This is a genomic window from Christiangramia oceanisediminis, assembly GCF_022570735.2.
In the GTDB taxonomy this organism is placed as follows: Bacteria; Bacteroidota; Bacteroidia; order Flavobacteriales; family Flavobacteriaceae; genus Christiangramia; species Christiangramia oceanisediminis.
The window spans coordinates 617,692-638,059 of record NZ_JANCNS010000001.1 but is presented as its reverse complement, the minus strand read 5'-3'; the positions used below and the strand labels follow the sequence as shown (position 1 = coordinate 638,059).

Genomic DNA, 20,368 nt, shown 5'->3' with positions numbered 1-20,368 from the left:
CGAATTTTGAGATAACAAAGCTGAATTAAAAAAGAGATATAACCCCTGAATTATTAATGCTGATAGTCCCAAGACTTCATTTTCAATATTAAAAGATGAGAAACCTTTTACTACTTCTAACCTTCATTTTTTTGCTTATCTCCTGCGGGACTAAAAAACAGGTTCCGGAAAAAACTGCTTCAAATGGGGTGACGTCAAAGAACGAACCTCAAATCTTGAAGGATTCAGAAACCTTTCGCTTAACCGATGTTTCTAGCGATAAAACCTATGGATTTAGCCCCGATAACCCGGTTGAAGTGGGAGGAGCGAAATATTCTGAAGGTCCGCTTAACGAAAGAAGATATCTGAATGCTCTTTCAGGACCCAACGGGGAGCAAATTGCCTATCACCGTGCCGGAAGCTGCTGTCCTGTGAACAGTAAAAATGGGATCATGGGAAAGGCTATTCTGGATATATACCTGGTATACTGGGAAAATTCCAGCGATACCATCTCGATCTATATAAATATGTACGATTCCGGGAAATTGAAGGCGCCCTATGGGTTTAAGATTAAGGAATAAATTAGTCCGCTGGTCCAATCCAAAATTTTAAAACCTACCTGGAAAATCTAAGGCTGAAGTGGCTGGTTTTTCTGTTCTTTTACCATTTATCTCCGATAACCTGGATGCTGTCCGCGCCGCATCGCCTGCAGTCTGCCGGTGATCTGGCCAATTTAGCTTTCCTACGACCTAATCAAGAAATCAGGATAATTTTATGTAATATTTGAGTAACTTTCCAATACTAGAAATACCAGGTACAATATTTTTAATCTCTCTAAAACCCATGTTCAGAATAATACCCGTTACCGGCACCAAAACTATCGAGCCGGTAGCTCGCCTCGCCAGGGAAATATGGACCGAGCATTATACTCCTATAATCGGAAAAGACCAGGTTGATTATATGCTTGATAAATTCCAGTCGGCAACTGCGATCAGGCAACAACTGGATCAGGCTGTAAAGTATTTTCTCCTGGAGCAGGACGAGGAGCCTGTAGGCTACCTTTCGTACAGACTTGAAAAGGATCACCTTTTCCTAAGCAAGATTTATGTATTGAAATCTCAAAGAGGCAAGGGGATTGGTAAAAAGGCTCTCGAGTTCCTAAAGGAACAGGCCGGCATTTCAGGTATTCAGAAAATAAAACTTACGGTTAACAAGTATAATTCGAATTCCATAAGGGCTTATGAAAAAATGGGATTTGTCCAGGTGGATGCCATAGTACAGGATATTGGTAATGGTTTTGTGATGGATGATTATGTGCTCGAAAAGACTTTCAGTATATCAAAATAAGGTGCAGGCACAGATCAAATATGAATTTTCAGCAACTTTATGGAAATATGAAGGCAAAGGCGGCTGGTTCTTTGTGTCCCTTCCGAAGGAAATTTCAGAAGAGATCAGGAATAACCTGAAATGGCAGGAAGAAGGCTGGGGTAGAATGAAGGTGACCGCCGGCCTGGACAGGTTTAGGTGGGAGACCGCGATCTGGTTCGATACGAAAATACAAACTTACCTGCTGCCCATTAAAGCCGATATCCGCTCACGCGCCGGATTGCAGGAAGGTGAGGTGCTTGATTTGAGCATTTGGATCTAGTTACTAAGGATCAAGGACTCTTCTGGCTTTGGTTCCCGGGACTATTCCCCTGTTATCTAATGTTTGATTTGTTTACCTTTTCATTAAATTTCAATTTCAAAAGCCTGTAGCCATGAAGTTAAATAAGATAAGGAGGCCTATCAATGACGAACCAAAAACAAAAATTGAGGCTGAATATTTTCAGCTTTCTCGCCTTATCGATGAACTGGAAGAACGTAAACTTCCTGGAAACCTGGTCTCACAGTTGAACAATCATATCGATCAATTGAATGATGCGAAATTTGAAACCAATAGAAAGGAGTTAAAATTCCTAAATAAACAAAAACATGCTATTTTGAAATTGCTGGAAAGGCAAGCCAAACTGGTGCCGGTGAACTATTACCGGAACATGTGGCTGGCACTAGGGATGTCGGTCTTTGGATTGCCTTTGGGTGTCGCTTTTTCTTCTTTCCTGGGTAATACTGCATTTATAGGAATTGGAATTCCAATTGGGATGGGCATTGGTATTGCAATTGGGACTGAAAAGGATAAAAAAGCCCGGCAGGAAGCCCGGCAGTTAAACCAGGAGATCAAAAGCTAAATTGGATTCTCTTTTTTAATAAAGCCTTAAAAGAATTTCTCACGGCATCTTACTAAATTGGAAAAAAGAACCATCATGCCGGAATTACCAGAAATATCCTATTATAAGAAATATGTAGATGGCACCGCTCTTCATAATAAGATCAGGTCTGTACACGTGCCAGTACCAAAATTGCTAGAGGTTTCGGCCAGCGAAGCAGAAAAACAACTTATAGGTACCGAAATTTCCCAGGCCATTCGGCACGGGAAATATCTTTTCCTGGAAATGAAAAATGGCAAATTCCTGGTTTTTCATTTCGGAATGACCGGGAAATTCGATTTTTCGCATGAAGATGATCCGCCAGAATACACGGCCTTTTACCTGATGTTCGAGGATGCTGCCAAGTTGTTCTTTATCTGTGCACGTAAACTAGGTAAGATATATCTAACCGATAGCATGGATGATTTTCTAGAAGAACATTCCATCGGGAAGGATGCACTAGCCTTCAGCAAAGCTGAATTCCGAAAACTTCTGGATAAAAAACGGGGAAGTATCAAGGGAGCGCTTACTAATCAAAGTCTTATAGCGGGTATTGGGAATATGTACGCCGATGAAATGCTGTTCCAGGCAGAGATACATCCAAAAACGAGTCCGTCCGATCTTTCAGAAGATGAAGTGGATAAACTCTATGCTAAAATGATCGAGGTTCTGGAAACGGTTAGCGATCGCAGGGCCTCAGGTGAAAGCCTGCCTGAGAATTACCTAACCGGTCATCGCGAACCTGGAGCCAATTGTCCAAAGGCTAACGGGAAGATCGAAATGATGAAGATATCTGGTAGAAGCACCTATTTTTGCCCGGCCTGCCAGAAGGAAAAATAGTTCCTTTATTTCTCTAATGGGGTGGATTGAAAGTTCCTTTTAAAAAGAGTATTTTTGCATCCTCAAATTTTGATCGAAGATGACAGAAAACCAATCCCAGGTATCAGAGCAAAGATCGGCACAGGAAAACCTGCCCAGGCTATATTCAAAAAGAGTTATCTATATCTTTTCGGTGATGTTTTCAACCATCTTCGGGACTGTGATCCTGATGAGCAACCTCAAGCAGCTGGGGGAGAAGAAGGCCAGGATAGAGGTGCTTGTTTTTGGAATCATCTTTACTATAGGGACCGCGATTACATTGAATACGGTAGAGCTTCAAACCAATTTAGGAATACCCTTAAATATCCTGGGAGGTGTAATTCTGAACGAATTTTTCTGGAACCGTTATATAGGCCGGGAAACCGAATTCGAAAAGAAAAGCTGGCATAAGCCCGCGCTCATTTCGGCCCTGATCACTTTGCCTTTCGCTGCCGCAATGATCTATAGTTTATAAATCGATCTAAATCTTCAAAATCCAACTCTTTAAGGTGAAAATTTATTGTTTTCCCTCCTGAGAGGGAATCCTCTATTTGCGTAATTTTAAGTGATTTTTAATTTGTTGAAAATCATTAGCGTAGGGGTAAATGATCTTCCAGAATCTCGATCCATGTAAGGCTTTACAGGAATACGTAAACCTGTACAGGATTCGTCATTTTGTCATTCCACCGGGAATGAAGCCCTTTCCAAAGCCTTATCCGCCACATCCCGAGCAATGTATCATTTTTTATCCCCGAGGCGCCGAGACAGTCAATTTTGCATATGATCCGCTAAAGGTCATAAGACCCAGATCGGTAATAGCGGGGCAATATACCAGGCGCATAGACCGGGTAAGTTTGAACAGCGAAATTATCATCATTCTGGTGGTTTTCAAACCGGGAGCTTTGCATCGTTTAACAGGAATCCCCTTTAGCCTGCTTATAGACCAGGTTGTAGACCTGGAGGCGGTTTATCCAAAAAAGGCACGAGAGGTAAATAACAGGCTTGGCAGTTGTGAAAACCTGCAGGAGATGATCGGTATTATAGAACTATTTTTAATAGAACTAACCGCAAGTCCTAAAATTCCTTTGAGAAGAACCGAAAGGATCTTCGATTATATGCTTCGAAATACCAGTAATTGCAACCTGGACTGGCTGGCGAGGGAAGCCTGCCTTTCTATTCGCCAGTTTGAACGACAATCCCGCGACTACGTAGGGGTAAGCCCTAAATATTTTGCCCGTATCGCTAGATTCAGCAAAACCTACTACCTGGGCATTGAAAACCTTAGGCCTAACTGGCTTGACGTGTCGATTAATTTTGGATATAACGATTATCAGCACCTGGTAAGGGATTATAAAGAATTTACGAATTCTACCCCAAAAGGTTTCCTCGTGGAAGAATCCCGGTCACTTGAAAGGGCGTTGGGATTGCGCTGATCAAAGCTTTAAATGATGTCGTTTTTTTACCACCGAGAGGTGATTTTAAATCTTCAAATTTACATTGGCAAGCCCTTCATTGTCAAAATTCTAACATCATTTAAATTTTTCAATTATGAAATCAATCATTAAAATATTAGGAGGATTCATGCTGTCCATTGGGCTGATATCCTGCGAAAAAGATGCTATCGAGCCGGAGAGTGCCGATGCTTTGTTTTCCGCCGACGCTAAAGGGCAGAATTTCAACAATGGAATGATCAATTCTTACAGCAATTCTGTAGTGTTGCAGTGGAATGAAGTTTTAGCTCAATCTATAGATAATAGCTTGCCCTTACCAGCCGAATCCAAGATCTACGCAATGGTGACTATTGCTGTGCATGATGCCCTAAATAACGTAGTGCCAAAATATGAGACCTATGCCCTGGACAATTCTGAGGTAGATGCTAGCGGGATCACCAAAAAGAACATTCATTCTATTGCAGACGCTGCCGTTTCCCAGGCAGCACGGGATATGATGGTGCAGCTTTATCCTCCATCTACGGGAGCTGCAAATGCTAAGCTGGCTTCTGTTTTAGAGGGGATCGAAGATTCCGAACTGAAATCCCGGGGAATTGAAATAGGTAAAAATGCGGCCGCTGCCATGCTCGGTCAACGAGCGACAGATTTCCCCTTAATTTTTTCAAGTTATTACGGAGGCTCAGAACCAGGAGAATTCAGGGTGGATTTTATGCCATTTTTACTGGCTAATCCCCCAATATGGCCAGAAAAGGCGGCTTATGCCCCTAATATGGGAGAATTGCCAGGCTTTGGGATCCTTTCTGGAGATCAGTTCAGGGATGAACCTCAGTATCCTCTAAATTCACAGGAATATATAGCCGATTACAATGAAACCAAAACCCTGGGCTGCGTGAACTGCCCGATGCGAACTGAAGAGCAAACCGAAATTGGTGCATTCTGGATCGAGAGCAATTCTAGTTCCATGAACAGGCTGGCCAGGACCCTGATTGAACAAAGAAAACTTGACGGCTGGGAAGCAGCCAGGCTGGTTGCTTTGGTTGAAATGGCCGTAGTAGATGCCTATATCGCTTCCTTTGAGGGCAAGGCCTATTATAAATTCTGGAGACCAGTGAGTGCAATTCGCCTTGGTGATTTTGACGGGGTAGATGAAACCGTTGGAGATGTTAACTGGACTTCCAGTTTCTTTACTCCTCCAACAGCCGAATATCCCTCCACTCACGCTTATGCGGGAGGGGCTGCTGCCGCAGTTTTTAAGTCGTTTTTCAACAGCGACCAGCTAAATCTTGATTTGATAAGCCCTTACTATTTACCAGGAGTTGAAAGGCATATCAAAACCTTTTCACAAATGTCTTATGAAACAGCCATATCCAGGATCTATATAGGATATCACTTCCGTCACGCTGTGCAAGTTGGGGAAAGACAGGGAAAAGAACTTGGGAATTATGTTTTCGAGAATAACCTAAGGGAAATAAAGAAAGTATTATAGACTTTGAATAATGTGGGTGCGAGGCATCCAAGCTTTATTTCAAGAAAGACCAGATACCTTAACCTGTTCTGGTCTTTCTTTTTTGTGTAACCATGTCGCTTTCTTACCACTTCTATTTGAAGTATTAATTCGAATTTTGCATAGACAAGCCCTTCATTGTCAATATTCTAACAATTAAATTTTTAATTATGAAAACAACCATTAAGATTTTTGGAGGACTTTTCATTTTCATTGGGATGATATCCTGTGAGAATGATTCCATTGAACCGGAAGGTTCTGATTTATTCTATGCTGCAGACGCTAAAGTGCAGAATTTCAACAACGGAATGATCAATTCCTATAGCAATGAGGTTGTGCTTCAATGGAACGAGTTGTTAAGTGAGTATCTGGATCAGCAGCTTCCTCAACCTATAGAAGTTAAGATCTATGCAATGGTTACAATCGCTATGCATGATGCTTTGAACAACGTGATCCCAAAGTATGAAACCTATGCATTGGATAATTCCAACGCGAATTTTGACGGGATAACCAAAAAGAACATTCATTCTATTGCAGATGCGGCTGTTTCCCAGGCTGCCAGGGATATGATCGCAACTCTCTATCCTGTCGCCACTACTGCTGCAAACGAACAGCTAAGCACTTTGCTTTCGTCTATTGAGGATTCGGAACTCAAATCACGCGGGATTCAAATTGGGAAGGATGCAGCACAGGCTATGCTGGCAAAAAGAGCAGGGGATGTTGTATTCAGTTTTACTTCTTACTCCGGTGGCTCGGAGCCTGGTGATTACCAGGCCAATTATCCTCCCTTCGCTTTCCCTACACCCATGTGGCCGGTGAATGCGGTTTTTGGAGCCAATATTGGCGAACTCACACCTTTCGGGATCCTTTCCAGCGACCAGTTTATGGATGAGGCTCCCTATGCAATTAATTCAGATGAATACCTGGCAGATTATAATGAAGTGAAGGAGCTGGGTTGTAACAATTGTCCATTGCGCACCCCGGAGCAAACCCAGATTAGTTTCTTCTGGAGAGAAACTTCGTCCAGCTCCATGAACAGGTTAACACGTAGCCTGGTGGAGGAAAGAAAACTTGATGGCTGGGAAGCGGCAAGGCTCATAGGCCTTATTCAAATGTCGGTTATCGACTCCTATATAGCTTCTTTCGAAGAGAAGTTTTATTACGCCTTCTGGCGACCAATAACTGCTATCAGGGCTGGAGACGTAGACGGGAATGATGCCACGATTGGCGATGTGAACTGGTCTCCTTCTTCACCTATTCCTACTCCTCCTAATCCAACATTTCCACCTTCGAATGCTTATTGTGGCGGAGCAGCGGCAGAAATATTCAGGGCCTTTTTTCATAGCGATATCGCTGACGTGGAGATCACCAGTCCGTATTATCTACCGGATGTTAGCAGGCATATAAAGACTTTTTCAGAAATGGCTTCTGAGAAAGGCATTTTCGGGGTCTATGCAGGTTATGATTTCCGGCAAGGTGTTGAAGTTGGTGAAAGACATGGCAGTGAACTCGGCAAGTTCCTGTTCGAAAATAACCTGAGGGAGATCAAGAAGATCCAGTAAACAATGAAATAAGCATGCAAATACGGTAATTTTCTGAAAACTGGTGAAGTATGCCCTGGCTTAGGAACCCGGGGCATTTCTTTTTGGCTTACCTCCCGAAAAAAGCGCTCACCGGGCTTTTTAAAACAAGCAAATTCAGCTATATTCCCCGCCGATTTAAAAAACAGGATATGGAAGCGCAAAAGGTGTATGCCTATTTAGAGGATGTATTGAAGAACATGCCGGAAGACTGGTTAAAATTAACCACTCACAGGCTGGATATTTACAATGAGAGCCTGGCTAAAACAGAATTTCTTGACAGGTTCGAAAACCTGTATAAAAAATCTGAGGCAGGAGGCAGCTCTCTGGCAGAACTACCCACGGCCTTTGATTACATTCGCCTAGGGCATCCATTATCCTCTGTGTTGGAATGGGGTATTGCCAAAACGAATCGTCTAAAACCAGAAAATGTAATCGCCTTTTCATCCAAAATGGCACCAGTGCTGGCTGTTTTAAGAAAGAACCTGTTCGATCAGCGCAAGACCCGTATCATTTATAGGGGTGAATTACCTGAATGTTTCGATTTCGCAACCATAAAGGAAGTTTATGGCTATGATTTTGAAGTGAATAAAATAGATGGGATAAAAGAGATTACAGACTTTGATGGTAGTAATGTCTTCATTTCCAGTGGAGATGACCTGAGAGATCTAAACCTGAATTCCAAAATCGATTTTTACATCAGTCTGCAGGATGAACTGGGAAGCATTATCGTGGTGAATGGAGACCGGAACGAAGCCTATATTTCCGAAATTCAGCATGTGAGAAGAAGGGAGACCATCGCCATGACCCCGGCCGATTGTCATATCGCTCTAAGGAAGTTTATAGGAAAACCCATTTCAGATAAAAGTTCCGATTTTGATGCAAATAAAAGAAGCGTAATAGATTCGGTTCATAAGATCACGGCCACGAATTCAAAAGTAATTTTGGGTTCCTGCGGGCTCTCGGTTCAATATGCGATCATGATGGGCCTAATTGATGAAGCACAGGAGAAACATCCAGGTAAGGCTATCAAAATAATCGTGCCCCCAAATTGCTACGGCGGGACTAACGACCAGGCAAGGCGGGTGGCTTCAAGTCTTGAAAATGTAGAGATTCTTGATCTGCCGGTTGATCGTGATAACGACATGGTGCAAAGCACAGCAAAAGTGCTGGAACAGGTGGCGCAGGAAGATGCCGTACCTTATATCATCGCAGAGATCCCAACCAACCCAAGAGTAGAGGTACCAAACCTGGATAAATTGCGAGAGGCTTTAAGCCAGCAACGAAAAACGCCGTCTGGAGAACCGGCGATTGAACCGGTATTCATACTTGATCAAACCTTTTGCCCAAATGTTCAGTTTTGTGGGGAAGATGGGATCTTATCTGGTGTAAAGGTTTTATCCTACGTTAGTGGTTCTAAATTTCCCAGCGGAGGAAAGTGTACAGCCGGTTACTGTGTCGCCAACAGCAAGGCGGCCTATTTGATGGATAAACTAGAAAAACATATCAGGCTTTGTGACAACGAGGCGACTGCCTTACAGGTTCAAATACTGGCTGAACAGCTGCCCTCTATGAATCAGAGAATCAGGGATGCCTATAAGAATACCAGGGAATTTGTAAATCATATAAAGAGTACTCTTCCGGAGGCCAGGATCAATTTTGTTTCTGAAGAACTGGCCGAAGAAGGCTTTACACCATCGGTATTTTCTCTGGATCTGCCTACTAAAGGCGAATCTGCTGAAGAACGGGAAACCTATAAAAGAGCTCTTAACCACCAGCTCATCGATATGATGATAAGCCGTATTCCCAACGAAAGCAAATATTGCGTGAGTTATGGTCAGTTAAAAGGTTGTTACTGGACCATCCCGGCGACTTCAACCCAGGGAACCACCAAAGAGGCCGATAAGGATTATATCGCGAGGGTTTCGGTATCTCCAGACCTTGATTTGGAAAAACATAAAGAGGTCTTTTCAGATTTTGTAGAGCAGATTTAGGATAGTTGTTGGAATACCTGCCAATCATCTTTATAGATAAGCGATAATAAAGTTGTGGGAGCTAAAAATTTGTTTTCCATGCCGTGGATGGTTAATTTTAAAAACCAACCAATATTTTTAGAATGAAATTACCCTATACCATTTGCTACACCAGTGTGGCAGAAGATCTCGACGACGATGTGGTCAACCAGATATTTGAAGTGACAGCCAGGCATAATAATGAATGTAAGATACAGGGATTGCTCCTTTATTCTAAAGAAACCGAACGATTTTTCCAGGTACTGGAAGGTGAAAAGGAAGAGGTGATCAGGCTGTATCACGAAAAGATACTTAAAGATCCAAGGCATACCGAAATAACCGATATTTTTCATAAGCCAACCTCCAAACCAATTTTTTTTAAATACACCTCTAAATTCAACCTTATAAAAAGCAGTGAGGACCTCCAGGAAATAAAAAGATATATTGAAGAGCATAAATATTCAAAAGCGAATTCAGAGGAGGTTTTGAGGTTGTTGCAACCCTTTCTTATTTTTTACTCTTAAAGCCACCTTTGATAAATTTCAGAGATCAGGTTAAAGGATTAAAATGTTTGAATTAATTTGAGTTTGGTTCAAAACTAGTCCTCCAAAGACTTATCCCTTTGATAATGATAATATACCTGCATTGGAGCGTAAAGAGAGTTTTCAAATATCCAGTCGTACTTCAATACTAATTCGGTTTTTGTTGCCTTTAGCAGATAAATATTATCGTAAACATAGATTTTAAACCTGTTGGTTTCGATCAATTCCCAGGTATCAATTTCTGAAAATAAGGTACATTCTCCAGCATTGCTGTAGTAACTATTTTCAAAAACAGTTCCGTCAATATTAAATTGTAAAAAGCTTTCTCCACAGTTTTTGTGATCAAAATCTTCATAGTTATAGTACATTATAGTACCGTCGTTATTGTTGTCTATTCCAAGTTTTGTGATCTTCCATCTACCAATAAATAATTGGTTATCAAATTCATCAACTGGCCTATCCAGGTATGTGTTGGAACTGCCATCCCCATCCAGAAATCCAAAAAAGTAGTTTATACTATTTTCTTCATTTCCAGTTGCTATATTTTCAGGTTGGTCGGATCCTGAATTGATAGGAGATAAGTCTGAAATTTGATTTTGAACTGGTGAGTCTGTTGAACAGGATACGGTCACTATTATACACGATAACAGTACCGAAAATTTGGCTGAATTTTTCATTTTAACCAGTGTTAAAGTACTGTAATAAAGATACTTAAAAAGAAAATTGGTTGGTTGAAAATATGGTGATTCTTTGGGTCTCTAAGTAAGATTTTTTTAAAAAAAACAGGTTTTCAGTCGGTTCAGATTTAGGTGATTATTTAGCTGAATTTCATAAATTGGTTTCTCATCGAGTTACTATGTCAATAAGCTGTTATCTTTATTTTCAATCTAAATTAAAATCGAAAATGCTAAGTCCAGGACGATCTGCAACCGGAATTTTATTGACCATATTTTTATTTTTGATATGCAGTTCCTGCAGGAAGGAAGTCCCTACTGAAGGTTTTGTGGAAGTAGAAGGAGGTAAGATCTGGTATAAGGTAGTGGGGAAAGGTGAAAAGACACCCTTACTCATATTGCACGGGGGCCCCGGTTCCAGGAGTTGCACCATGATGCCCGGTTATTCGCGTTTGGGAGATGAAAGAAAGGTGATCTTCTATGATCAGCTGGGCTCGGGAAGTTCAGACCGGCCACAGGATACCATGCTTTGGCGCAGGGAACGATTTGTCGATGAGATCGAGATCCTCAGAGAGGAATTAGACCTGGAAGAATTGCACATTCTTGGACAATCCTGGGGTGGCGCTCTTTTGAGCGAATATATGATCACACGGGAACCTAAGGGAGTCAGGTCCGTAATATTTTCCAGCCCTTTGCTAAGTACCAGGGATTGGATGGATGATGCCCGGTTGTTATTATCTCAAATGCCACAGCCTGTCCAGGATACCATAAGGAAATATGAAGCTTTAAAAGAGTATTCAAAACCGGTTTACCTTGCCGCTGTTGATTCATTTTATAGCCAACATTTGTCTCGACGGAGCTGGCCCAGAGAACCGGTTGCTGAATGTGAAGGCGTAGGCGGATTCAATTCTGAAGTCTATAATTATATGTGGGGACCAACAGAATTTACAGCCACCGGAACCTTACTTGATTTTGATCGAACCGATGATCTGGATGAAATTGAAGAACCCATTCTTTTTATTGCGGGGGAATATGACGAAGCCAGGCCGGAAACCATGTATGAATACCAAAAGCTCTCAAAAAACGCAAGGGTTGAGATCATAGAGGATGCCGCGCATTCCACGGTCGTTGATCAACCAGAAAAGGTTTCATTGGTGATAAGTGATTTTTTAAAAAGTGTAGAGAATAGTTCTGAATAGGCATGAAGGCCAAAAATCCTGTAATATGAAAACCACGCAAGAACATAACGAACGAATCGCAAAGTTGACATTTGGTTCGGTTTACCCGCATTATGTAACCAAGGTCACCAAAAAAGGCAGGACTGAAGCCGAATTGACCAGGGTTATAGAATGGCTTACTGGTTTTGATAAGTCGATGCAGCAAAAGTTGATCGATGAGAAAGTAAGCTTTGAAGAATTCTTTAAAAGAGCAAATCTCAATCCGAATGCTCACCTCATAAAAGGTATGATCTGCGGATACCGAATCGAGGAGATCGATAACGAGCTCACGCGACAGGTGAGATATCTGGATAAACTGGTAGACGAACTGGCAAAAGGGAAAAATATGGAAACAATACTTCGTAATCCATAATTGTTACAGTGCCCTGATAATTTTACAGGGACTATCCCGGAGAAATAAATGATTGATCTATAACAGCTTAGCGGTTAATTAACTGGTATAATTGATTGGTTGTTAGGTCTTTAATGCTTAAATTGAAAGATTATTTTATAAAAATCTTCTTATGGATAGGCGTAGATTTCTCAACCGTACCGGCCTGGCGATAGGAGCGGGTATAGGATTGCCGGCTCTTGGCGCATTTGACCCAAAAACCTCCCTGGAAAAGTATCAATCTGATTATAAACTGAAAAGCTGGTCTGATCTTCGGAATATGTTTGATCTGGAAACTGGGAAAACCCATATGGCTTTGATGTTACTGGCCTCACACCCCAAACCGATACAGGATGAGATCGAACGGCATCGGAATAATTTTGATCAAAACCCGGCTGAATACTGGGAAGAAAATTTCCAAACTGCAGAACCCAGGGTGATAGCTGCTGCTGCAAAATACCTGAATGCCGATCCTTCTGAAGTTGCGCTTACAGATAGCACCACCCAGGGACTTGGAATACTTTATACCGGGATGAAATTACGGCAGGGTGAGGAGATCCTTACCACCACCCATGATCATTATTCCACTGAAAAGGCGCTTGAATTCAGTGCCGAAAGGAGTGGAGCCAGTATCAAAAGGATTGATCTTTATGAAGATCCTTCTAAAGTTTCCAGCGATGAGGTTTTAAGCCGTATTGCTAATAACATCGGTTCCAGGACGAGGTTGCTGGCCGTTACCTGGGTGCATTCCTGTACTGGCGTTAAACTCCCCATATCGGAGATCAGCGAATTGGTAAGAGAAAAAAATCAGTCACGGGACGAGAATAACAGAATATTTTTCGCGGTGGACGGTGTTCATGCCTTTGGACTGGATGATATTGATGTAAGGGAACTGGGATGCGACTTCCTGGTAGCTGGTTGTCATAAATGGTTATTTGGTCCAAGAGGAACCGGTATTCTTTGGGCAAAAAGGGAGGCGCAGGAGATGGTAGTGCCGGTGATCCCTGCCTTCTCTATGGCTTATGGGGAATGGCTTGGTTTTGTGCCAAAAGATCAGATCACCTTCAGTGATTTGAACAGTCCGGGTGGCTTCCATGCATTCGAACATAGGTGGTCCCTGCATAAGGCTTTTGAAATGCATTCAGAATTGGGAAAGAAAAATATAGTTTCGAGAAGCAAAGAGCTTAACAGTCTTTTGAAAGAGGGAATTGCTGAAATTCCTCATGCGAAACTGCTAACACCGATGTCTGATAAATATTCCGAAGCCATCAATTGTTTTGAGGTAGATGGCCTTGGCCCGGATGAGATCGTATCAAAACTGCATGAAAGGAATATCATTGCGAGCTCTTCTCCCTACAGGAAAAGTTATGCAAGGCTAACACCTTCGGTGATCAATACCGAAGAGGAGGTTGAGAAATGCCTGGTCACATTAAGAGCGATGACATAACAGCATTATTATATTTTAAACGGCGCGATTCCCTTTATATCATTGGTTTTTGTATGTTTAAGAGCTAAAAAATCAATCCAATGACTTCAAGGTTTTGTCTCCCAGTTATATGTTTTTTATTCACTTTTGGTTTAAATCAACAGCTATTCTCACAGTTATCTAAATCTGAAAAAAAGATCGTAAAGGCTGTAGATAAGCATACAGATGCTTCGCTGAAACTGCTAGAAAAAGCGGTTAATATCAATAGTGGTACAATGAATTTCGAAGGAGTTCGTGAAGTGGGTAAACTATTTCAGAAGGAACTTGACAAACTGGGTTTTCAAACTCAACTTACATCCGGTGATTCCTATGGCCGGGCAGGGCACTTGATCGCTACGCATGAAGGAAAACCGGGGTTAAGACTATTGTTGATCGGCCACCTGGACACCGTTTTTGAGCTGGACAGCCCTTTTCAAAGTTCCAGCATGCTAAACGATTCTATCATGAAGGCTCCCGGTGTCGCCGATATGAAAGGTGGAGATGTGGTTATAATTTTGGCTATGCAGGCCCTCAAAGATGCCGGGGTTCTGGACGAAATGTCGGTTGAGATCGTGATGACCGGTGACGAGGAAAAAAGCGGGTCTCCAATTGAACTTTCCAAGGAAGACCTGGTAGATGCCGCTAAACGTGCAGATGTGGCCCTTGGTTTTGAGAATGGTGATGGAAATCCGGAAACCATTGTAATATCTAGAAGAGGTTCTTCCAGCTGGAAACTCGAGGTTGGTGGCAACGCGGCCCATTCTTCCCAGGTTTTTACCGAGAAGGTAGGTGCGGGAGCTATTTATGAGGCTTCCAGGATCCTGAATGAATTTTTTAAGCAGCTTTCTTCTGAAGAGAACCTGACTTTTAACCCGGGCTTTATACTTGGAGGTACTTCTGTTGACGTCCAGGAAGACGGGACTGGAGGAACCGCATTTGGGAAGACCAATGTTGTGGCACAAAAAGCCGTAATCCGCGGGGATATCAGGGCTGTTTCCCTTGACCAGTTAGATAGAGCCAAAAAGATAATGAACGAAATCGTTTCAAAGAATTATCCAGAAACCCAGGCCATTCTTAGTTTTGATGATGGGGGTTATCCACCACTGGCTAGAGCCGCGGGGAACGAGAAATTACTGGAATATTATGATGAAATTAGCCAGGAACTCGGTTTTGGAAAGGTATATGCCGTGAATCCCCGGAATGCCGGCGCAGCTGATATTTCCTTTACTGCCGGGCATGTAGAGATGGCTGCAGATGGGCTGGGGCTCAGCGGTGACGACGACCATACCATCAATGAGACCGGGAATCTTAACATGGTATCAAAACAGGCAAAAAGAGCTGCCATCCTGATGTATCGCCTGTCGCAATTACCAGAATTCAGGAAATAAGAATTGAAATCCAGGATATAACCTCTTCTGTTTCAGAAAAAATTTTTTCTATAAACCTAGGGAGGCCATTCTACTGCAGCGATTTTATGACATGCAGTACCAGGCCGGTCTAGAACTTTAAGCTGCCAGGTAGCTAGAGCTATGACCTTAAGATTTCATCTTACAATTCGATTCCCATTTGCTCAAACATAAAATAGTATTCAAACAGGAATTTCTCTACTGCATCTTCTGGTGATAAGGCTCCTCCGTGGCCCGAGCCAGGAGTGATATATAACTGGTAAAGGCCAGAAGGATCTCCTTTTTCCTGCAGACTAGCTAAAAATTTATAGGAATGCAGAGGCGGTACACGATCATCGGTGTCGCCGGTGATCAAAAGAGTATTGGGATATTTACGACCTTTTTTGAGCTGGTGTAATGGAGAATAGGATCTAATGTATTTAAAGCCTTCTTCATTGTCTGGGCTGCTGAATTCCTTTAAATTAATGATGCTGCTTCCAATTGTAAATCTATTAAAGCGCAGCATATCATAAGGACCGGCTTCGGCTATCACAGCCTTGAATAATTCTGGTCGCTGGGTAGCGGCGGCTTCTACCAGTAATGCACCGTGGGATCCTCCAGAAATCACCAGTTTCTCCGGGCTCGTATATTTTTGATTTATCAAATATTCGCCTGCGGCGATAAAATCATCGATGGTATTTTGCTTCTTTAAACCTCTTCCGGCAAGAGCCCAATCGCTGCCATTGGCACCGCCACCGCGTACATTGGGAACAGCGAGTATTCCTCCATGGGCCAGTAATAACCCAGTTAATTCATTAAAATCAGGCTCCACTCTTATACCATAACCTCCATATCCATACATGAGAACCGGATTATTTCCATCAAGAGTGGTTTCTTTATAACAGGTGATATACATGGGAATTTCGGTACCGTCTTTTGATTTAAAAGTTACATGCCTGGTTTCCAGATTTTCTATATTGAAGGGAACTGAGAGTGCTTCAACAGGTGTGAATTCCAGAGTATTCAGGTCTATTTGGTAGCGTGAATTGGGATGGAAGAACGAGCTTATACTGAAGTTGGTAAACTCAGCGTCATCTGAATTTTCGTAGAAATAATTTAATTTTTTTCCTGTCGGGAAATCTATTTTTTTCAATAATTCACCCTTGAAATTAAAAATCAGGGCAATATCCTGGCCATCTTTATTGTAAACGCATGCCAGTTTATCCTTTCCCAGTTTGTTGGCATAACGTAGATTGATATCATATTCAGGTACGAACTCGCTAAGCTGGTTTGGATTGTTGACGTTTGCCAGTAAAATCTTGCCATTAGGTGCTCCGATATTCGTTCTAAGAAATACCGAATCATTTGATGTGTGTACAATCCTAAGGCTTGCCCCGTCTTCAGGAGGAAATACAAGAAATCTCCGTGGCTGGAAATTCACTTTTTTTAGGTCGGCGATAGAAATTGCTTCATACCAGGTTCCCCTTGATTTAAGGTAGTGATACAGGCTAAGCTTTTCCTCCTGTATATTATAACTAAACTTATACTTTCCAGTAGTATCTGGATTTTTATAGCACAGCTCTGGTCTGGAATCCCTATTTGAAATTGAAATTCGATACAGGGTTTGCCCCTTTGAGATATCAAGTAATTCCCGCCCTTTTTCGGGCTTATCGAAAGAAGTGTAGTATAAATCCCTGCCGTTCCACTCAAAATTTGAACCGGTTCTAAGGTTCTCAATAACATACGGGAACTGGGTTCCGGTGGTAAGATCGAATACGTAACCGGTAGCCCAGTCGCTCCCGTTTATGGAAACACTTATCGCGATAAGGTTCTCATCAGAGTTAACCACCCTTTCATTAATGGCGATATGATCACCTCTATTCTCCAGGAGATCTTTGCCCCGAAACAGTCTTTTCCAGTTCTTTTCTGTTCTTAGCTTATATAAAAAGTCCATGGAGCCGGTGTATGAATTCCAGTCGGATTTAAAGCTGAATTTTGATCGGAACTTTTCATCAAGTCTCCTGTAATCCTCTGTTTTTTCTCTTCTTATATTGAACATGGCAGCGATCTGCGCTCTTAAATTCCAGTAATTGGTTTGTTTGCTGGATTGCTTTCTGATTATCTTTCGTTGTTCCTTTAACCACTCTTCCAGTCTGGGATCATCCGGATTCTCCATCCACTGGTATGGATCTTCAACAGATTCGCCAAAATAGGTGTCGGCGATAGGATCTTTGGGTGCTTCAGGATAATCGTATGTCTTTTGTGCGTAAATATTCATTCCCAGGACAAGGAATAAGAGGGAGGTAAAAGGTTTCATCAATTTTTTAAATTGGTTAAAATGTAGAAATAACAGGGGCTAACACCTGGTTGCCGTTTTGAACGGCCAAAAATAAAAAAATGTATGATTTATAGTGATGTAAAGTTAAAAAACTAACTGTTTGGAGTGTAATTTAAGGTCCTTAACCTGGCAAGTTATGAGTTCGGGATTCTGCGAAGGAGCTATTATAAAACCATTACAGGGATTAATACCCTTCAGTCTATTTTCACAAAGGGAAGCATAACAACCCAGGCCATTTCGATTCTCTTATTACTAGGCATCTTATAAAATATCAACAGGAGATTCTTATTTTTTTTCTTACGAAGATGAGAAAGTTAAAATTCCTACAAGACCAGTATTTGTCATGGCCAATTTTGAAGTAAAATCTTTTACTTTAAACTAAGTTTCAGGGTTTTTAAAGTGTTGAAAATTAGCTAATTAAATTTTTTAGTTTAATATCAGATCACGTCGATTCTAGAATTGGATAAAGTGTTAAGAAATTGATAATCAATCGAATTGAGTGAATTTTCTTTCAATATTATTCTTTAGCAGGCAATTATTTTATAATTTTACATTCCAAATCTAAGTCTTAGCACCCTAACCGGCGTCCCTACTCCGCAGCTTGCTAGAGCTGAGACCAAAAACTAAGAAATATGAACAAGGTTCGTATTATTGGCACAGGAGTTATAATTTCTGGTTTTCTAATTGGTTATTCATTCGACCAGGCACATTTTTCAATTCTTGCGGGAATGCTTATTGGTATAGGTACAGGATGGACGATAACCGGCAGACTTCGTGCTAAAACAGAAAAAGCTAGGTGAGTTCTAGTTATGGCATCTTTTTCAGACCGCATAAAGGGTTTTTAAATTGCCTTTTTAGATAAGAATCCCTGGATAGGTTAGTGTCATTTAAATTTTCCAAGTGTGAAAAAGCAGTCAGGTGCCAGAAATATCTTTGATAAATATGCCGCTGAATATGAGGCCAAATACATGGATGTGGGCCTTTATCATGAGGGATTAGATCAGTTTTTGAACCAGCTGAAAACAAAGCACGCAAGTCTTCTCGAAATTGGCTGCGGCCCCGGAAACCTCACCAGGTATTTACTTTCTCGAAATCAAAACCTTAAAATTCTGGGAATCGATTTTGCTGAAAATATGATTCCCCTGGCCATTAAAAATAATCCTCAGGCCGAATTCAGGTTGATGGATTCCAGAGATATCCTAAGTTTGCAACAGCAATTTGACGGGATAGTTTGCGGCTTCTGTATTCCATATTTGAAAAAGGAGGAAGTAGTAAAATTGATACGTGATATTTCATCATTGCTTAAACCTGAAGGAGTACTTTATTTAAGCACCATGGAAGCTTTTGAAGATCGCTCGGGCATTGCATATTCAGATTCTGCAGAAGAATCTATGGAGATCAATTATTACCAGTTTGAGTTTCTGGAAGCTTTACTCAAAAAGCAAAGTTTAAAGATTCTATTTAAAACAAGGCTTGATAATCCTTCCAACCCCGAAGACGTAAAGGACCTGGTTCTCCTTGCTGCAAGGTGATCGCTTGTTAGCCTTATTTTAATATCTTTCCGAATCATTCATTCCATATTATTTTGAAGAAACATATATTAACCAGCATGATCCTGCTTTTGGTGATTCCTATCCAGATGAATTGCCAGTCTAACAAACAACCTTTAAAACTGGCTATTATTGGCCTTACCCATACCCATGTTCACTGGATACTGGGCCGGGAAAATACGGGCGATGTTGAAATAGTGGGAATTGTAGAACCAAACCGGGAGCTCGCCGAACGGTATTCGAAGCAGCATGGATTTTCTATGGACCTTGTTTATGAAAGTATGGAAGAGCTCGTCAATAATAGCGAACCAGAAGCGGTCGCGGCATTCGGGACGATCTATGAGCACCTGGAGGTCGTGGAGTTCTTTGCGCCAAAAGGCATTCATGTCATGGTTGAAAAGCCACTCGCAGTAAGTCTTGAACATGCCAGGGCAATGGAAGAACTGGCGAAAAAGCACGATATTCATTTACTCACCAATTACGAAACCACCTGGTATCCTTCCAATCATAAAGCCAGAGAAATGCTGGAAGAAGGAAGAATTGGTGAGATGCGAAAAGTGATCGTTAGAGATGGGCATAAAGGACCACGAAAACTGGGAATCGATGAAGAATTTCTCGATTGGTTGCTCGATCCTGAACAAAACGGGGCAGGAGCCCTGATGGATTTTGGATGTTATGGGGCTAACCTGATGACCTGGTTGCAAAATGGCAAAAGACCCCTGAGTGTTACAGCGGTAACCCAGCAACTTCAAAAAGACAATAACCCGATGGTAGATGATGAGGCTATTATCATTTTAACCTATGAAAATTCCAATTGTGTGATCCAGGCATCCTGGAACTGGCCCATAGGAAGAAAGGATATGGAGATCTACGGTCTTGAAGCTGCGATCTATGCCGATAATAGAAATGATCTTCGACTTAGAATTGCAGAAGGTTACGACGGCTTTGAACAGGAAGAATTCAATCTGGAAGAAAGACCTTATCCCTATAATGATCCATTCTCCTACTTCGCTGCCTTAGTGCACAAGGAGATTGAGGTGCTGCCTTTTTCGCTCAGTTCACTGGAAAATAATATGATCGTGATGGAAATCCTTCAGGCGGCTATGCAAAGTGCACGTAGCGGTAAAACTATTCCATTAAAATAATTTGGTAGAAGTGTAACAAAATTTCGTGTGC

The 20,368-nt window shown here is 41.7% G+C and carries 20 protein-coding genes; 18 read left to right on the top strand and 2 right to left on the bottom strand.

The genetic code is table 11. The annotated features are described in order from the left end of the window. Positions 1 to 95 precede the first annotated feature (95 nt). The 11 genes from MKO06_RS02885 (at position 96) to MKO06_RS02835 (ending at position 10,154) form a co-directional block, all read left to right on the top strand. Positions 96 to 560, top strand: coding sequence for a 2-dehydro-3-deoxyphosphooctonate aldolase (locus MKO06_RS02885; RefSeq protein ID WP_241550836.1), 465 nt, complete (start codon positions 96 to 98; stop codon positions 558 to 560). 262 nt (positions 561 to 822) lie between these two features. Beyond that, a complete protein-coding gene (locus MKO06_RS02880; protein WP_241550835.1) occupies positions 823 to 1,326 on the top strand; it encodes a GNAT family N-acetyltransferase in 504 nt (167 codons plus the stop codon). Position 1,327: 1 nt separating this feature from the next. Continuing rightward, on the top strand, positions 1,328 to 1,627 hold the full coding sequence (locus MKO06_RS02875; protein ID WP_241550834.1) for a DUF1905 domain-containing protein: 300 nt from the start codon (positions 1,328 to 1,330) through the stop codon (positions 1,625 to 1,627). 112 nt (positions 1,628 to 1,739) lie between these two features. Beyond that, a complete protein-coding gene (locus MKO06_RS02870) occupies positions 1,740 to 2,207 on the top strand; it encodes a hypothetical protein (RefSeq protein WP_241550833.1) in 468 nt (155 codons plus the stop codon). A 75-nt stretch (positions 2,208 to 2,282) separates the two neighbouring features. After that, positions 2,283 to 3,065, top strand: coding sequence for an Fpg/Nei family DNA glycosylase (locus MKO06_RS02865; RefSeq protein ID WP_241550832.1), 783 nt, complete (start codon positions 2,283 to 2,285; stop codon positions 3,063 to 3,065). A 79-nt stretch (positions 3,066 to 3,144) separates the two neighbouring features. Continuing rightward, the gene (locus tag MKO06_RS02860) at positions 3,145 to 3,558 is read left to right on the top strand and encodes a hypothetical protein (protein ID WP_241550831.1); all 414 of its coding nucleotides are present in this window, start codon (positions 3,145 to 3,147) and stop codon (positions 3,556 to 3,558) included. Between the two features lie 130 nt (positions 3,559 to 3,688). Beyond that, positions 3,689 to 4,516, top strand: a complete 828-nt coding sequence (locus MKO06_RS02855; RefSeq protein ID WP_241550830.1) for a helix-turn-helix domain-containing protein — start codon at positions 3,689 to 3,691, stop codon at positions 4,514 to 4,516. Positions 4,517 to 4,631: 115 nt separating this feature from the next. Then, a complete protein-coding gene (locus MKO06_RS02850; RefSeq protein WP_241550829.1) occupies positions 4,632 to 6,020 on the top strand; it encodes a vanadium-dependent haloperoxidase in 1,389 nt (462 codons plus the stop codon). Positions 6,021 to 6,208: 188 nt separating this feature from the next. Next, positions 6,209 to 7,600 carry a vanadium-dependent haloperoxidase gene (locus MKO06_RS02845; RefSeq protein ID WP_241550828.1) on the top strand — a complete coding sequence of 464 codons (1,392 nt, stop codon included), beginning with the start codon at positions 6,209 to 6,211 and terminating at the stop codon, positions 7,598 to 7,600. Between the two features lie 170 nt (positions 7,601 to 7,770). Beyond that, on the top strand, positions 7,771 to 9,612 hold the full coding sequence (locus MKO06_RS02840) for a PLP-dependent aminotransferase family protein (protein ID WP_241551015.1): 1,842 nt from the start codon (positions 7,771 to 7,773) through the stop codon (positions 9,610 to 9,612). A gap of 122 nt (positions 9,613 to 9,734) precedes the next feature. Next, positions 9,735 to 10,154 carry a BLUF domain-containing protein gene (locus tag MKO06_RS02835; protein ID WP_241550827.1) on the top strand — a complete coding sequence of 140 codons (420 nt, stop codon included), beginning with the start codon at positions 9,735 to 9,737 and terminating at the stop codon, positions 10,152 to 10,154. Between the two features lie 74 nt (positions 10,155 to 10,228). Here MKO06_RS02835 and MKO06_RS02830 read toward each other — a convergent pair whose 3' ends face one another. Continuing rightward, entirely contained in the window at positions 10,229 to 10,849 is a 621-nt protein-coding gene (locus MKO06_RS02830; RefSeq protein ID WP_241550826.1) for a hypothetical protein, read from the bottom strand. A 227-nt stretch (positions 10,850 to 11,076) separates the two neighbouring features. Between MKO06_RS02830 and MKO06_RS02825 the strand changes: the two genes are divergently transcribed. The 4 genes from MKO06_RS02825 (at position 11,077) to MKO06_RS02810 (ending at position 15,307) form a co-directional block, all read left to right on the top strand. Then, a complete protein-coding gene (locus tag MKO06_RS02825; protein ID WP_241550825.1) occupies positions 11,077 to 12,045 on the top strand; it encodes a proline iminopeptidase-family hydrolase in 969 nt (322 codons plus the stop codon). 25 nt (positions 12,046 to 12,070) lie between these two features. Beyond that, positions 12,071 to 12,436, top strand: a complete 366-nt coding sequence (locus MKO06_RS02820; RefSeq protein ID WP_241550824.1) for a DUF2200 domain-containing protein — start codon at positions 12,071 to 12,073, stop codon at positions 12,434 to 12,436. Between the two features lie 151 nt (positions 12,437 to 12,587). Continuing rightward, positions 12,588 to 13,901 (top strand): aminotransferase class V-fold PLP-dependent enzyme, encoded by a 1,314-nt coding sequence (locus MKO06_RS02815; protein WP_241550823.1) that lies wholly within the window; start codon positions 12,588 to 12,590, stop codon positions 13,899 to 13,901. An 80-nt stretch (positions 13,902 to 13,981) separates the two neighbouring features. Continuing rightward, positions 13,982 to 15,307 carry a M20/M25/M40 family metallo-hydrolase gene (locus MKO06_RS02810; protein WP_241550822.1) on the top strand — a complete coding sequence of 442 codons (1,326 nt, stop codon included), beginning with the start codon at positions 13,982 to 13,984 and terminating at the stop codon, positions 15,305 to 15,307. A 160-nt stretch (positions 15,308 to 15,467) separates the two neighbouring features. Here the strand turns inward: MKO06_RS02810 and MKO06_RS02805 are convergent, their stop codons facing one another. Then, on the bottom strand, positions 15,468 to 17,621 hold the full coding sequence (locus MKO06_RS02805; protein WP_241550821.1) for a prolyl oligopeptidase family serine peptidase: 2,154 nt from the start codon (positions 17,619 to 17,621) through the stop codon (positions 15,468 to 15,470). Between the two features lie 653 nt (positions 17,622 to 18,274). Between MKO06_RS02805 and MKO06_RS02800 the strand changes: the two genes are divergently transcribed. The 3 genes from MKO06_RS02800 (at position 18,275) to MKO06_RS02790 (ending at position 20,337) form a co-directional block, all read left to right on the top strand. Further along, positions 18,275 to 18,442, top strand: coding sequence for a hypothetical protein (locus MKO06_RS02800; protein WP_241550820.1), 168 nt, complete (start codon positions 18,275 to 18,277; stop codon positions 18,440 to 18,442). A 102-nt stretch (positions 18,443 to 18,544) separates the two neighbouring features. After that, positions 18,545 to 19,174 carry a class I SAM-dependent methyltransferase gene (locus MKO06_RS02795; protein ID WP_241550819.1) on the top strand — a complete coding sequence of 210 codons (630 nt, stop codon included), beginning with the start codon at positions 18,545 to 18,547 and terminating at the stop codon, positions 19,172 to 19,174. 53 nt (positions 19,175 to 19,227) lie between these two features. Then, positions 19,228 to 20,337, top strand: coding sequence for a Gfo/Idh/MocA family protein (locus tag MKO06_RS02790; protein WP_241550818.1), 1,110 nt, complete (start codon positions 19,228 to 19,230; stop codon positions 20,335 to 20,337). The last annotated feature ends 31 nt before the right edge of the window (positions 20,338 to 20,368 follow it).

What these genes read in the sequence shown, in the direction of transcription:
- MKO06_RS02835 (WP_241550827.1), top strand. Translation starts at nt 9,735, where the DNA reads ATGAAATTACCCTATACCATTTGCTACACCAGTGTGGCAGAAGATCTC.
- MKO06_RS02815 (WP_241550823.1), top strand. Translation starts at nt 12,588, where the DNA reads ATGGATAGGCGTAGATTTCTCAACCGTACCGGCCTGGCGATAGGAGCG.
- MKO06_RS02825 (WP_241550825.1), top strand. Translation starts at nt 11,077, where the DNA reads ATGCTAAGTCCAGGACGATCTGCAACCGGAATTTTATTGACCATATTT.
- MKO06_RS02855 (WP_241550830.1), top strand. Translation starts at nt 3,689, where the DNA reads ATGATCTTCCAGAATCTCGATCCATGTAAGGCTTTACAGGAATACGTA.
- MKO06_RS02880 (WP_241550835.1), top strand. Translation starts at nt 823, where the DNA reads ATGTTCAGAATAATACCCGTTACCGGCACCAAAACTATCGAGCCGGTA.
- MKO06_RS02830 (WP_241550826.1), bottom strand. Translation starts at nt 10,849, where the DNA reads ATGAAAAATTCAGCCAAATTTTCGGTACTGTTATCGTGTATAATAGTG.
- MKO06_RS02805 (WP_241550821.1), bottom strand. Translation starts at nt 17,621, where the DNA reads ATGAAACCTTTTACCTCCCTCTTATTCCTTGTCCTGGGAATGAATATT.
- MKO06_RS02840 (WP_241551015.1), top strand. Translation starts at nt 7,771, where the DNA reads ATGGAAGCGCAAAAGGTGTATGCCTATTTAGAGGATGTATTGAAGAAC.
- MKO06_RS02885 (WP_241550836.1), top strand. Translation starts at nt 96, where the DNA reads ATGAGAAACCTTTTACTACTTCTAACCTTCATTTTTTTGCTTATCTCC.
- MKO06_RS02860 (WP_241550831.1), top strand. Translation starts at nt 3,145, where the DNA reads ATGACAGAAAACCAATCCCAGGTATCAGAGCAAAGATCGGCACAGGAA.
- MKO06_RS02800 (WP_241550820.1), top strand. Translation starts at nt 18,275, where the DNA reads ATGAACAAGGTTCGTATTATTGGCACAGGAGTTATAATTTCTGGTTTT.
- MKO06_RS02820 (WP_241550824.1), top strand. Translation starts at nt 12,071, where the DNA reads ATGAAAACCACGCAAGAACATAACGAACGAATCGCAAAGTTGACATTT.
- MKO06_RS02850 (WP_241550829.1), top strand. Translation starts at nt 4,632, where the DNA reads ATGAAATCAATCATTAAAATATTAGGAGGATTCATGCTGTCCATTGGG.
- MKO06_RS02845 (WP_241550828.1), top strand. Translation starts at nt 6,209, where the DNA reads ATGAAAACAACCATTAAGATTTTTGGAGGACTTTTCATTTTCATTGGG.
- MKO06_RS02865 (WP_241550832.1), top strand. Translation starts at nt 2,283, where the DNA reads ATGCCGGAATTACCAGAAATATCCTATTATAAGAAATATGTAGATGGC.
- MKO06_RS02810 (WP_241550822.1), top strand. Translation starts at nt 13,982, where the DNA reads ATGACTTCAAGGTTTTGTCTCCCAGTTATATGTTTTTTATTCACTTTT.
- MKO06_RS02870 (WP_241550833.1), top strand. Translation starts at nt 1,740, where the DNA reads ATGAAGTTAAATAAGATAAGGAGGCCTATCAATGACGAACCAAAAACA.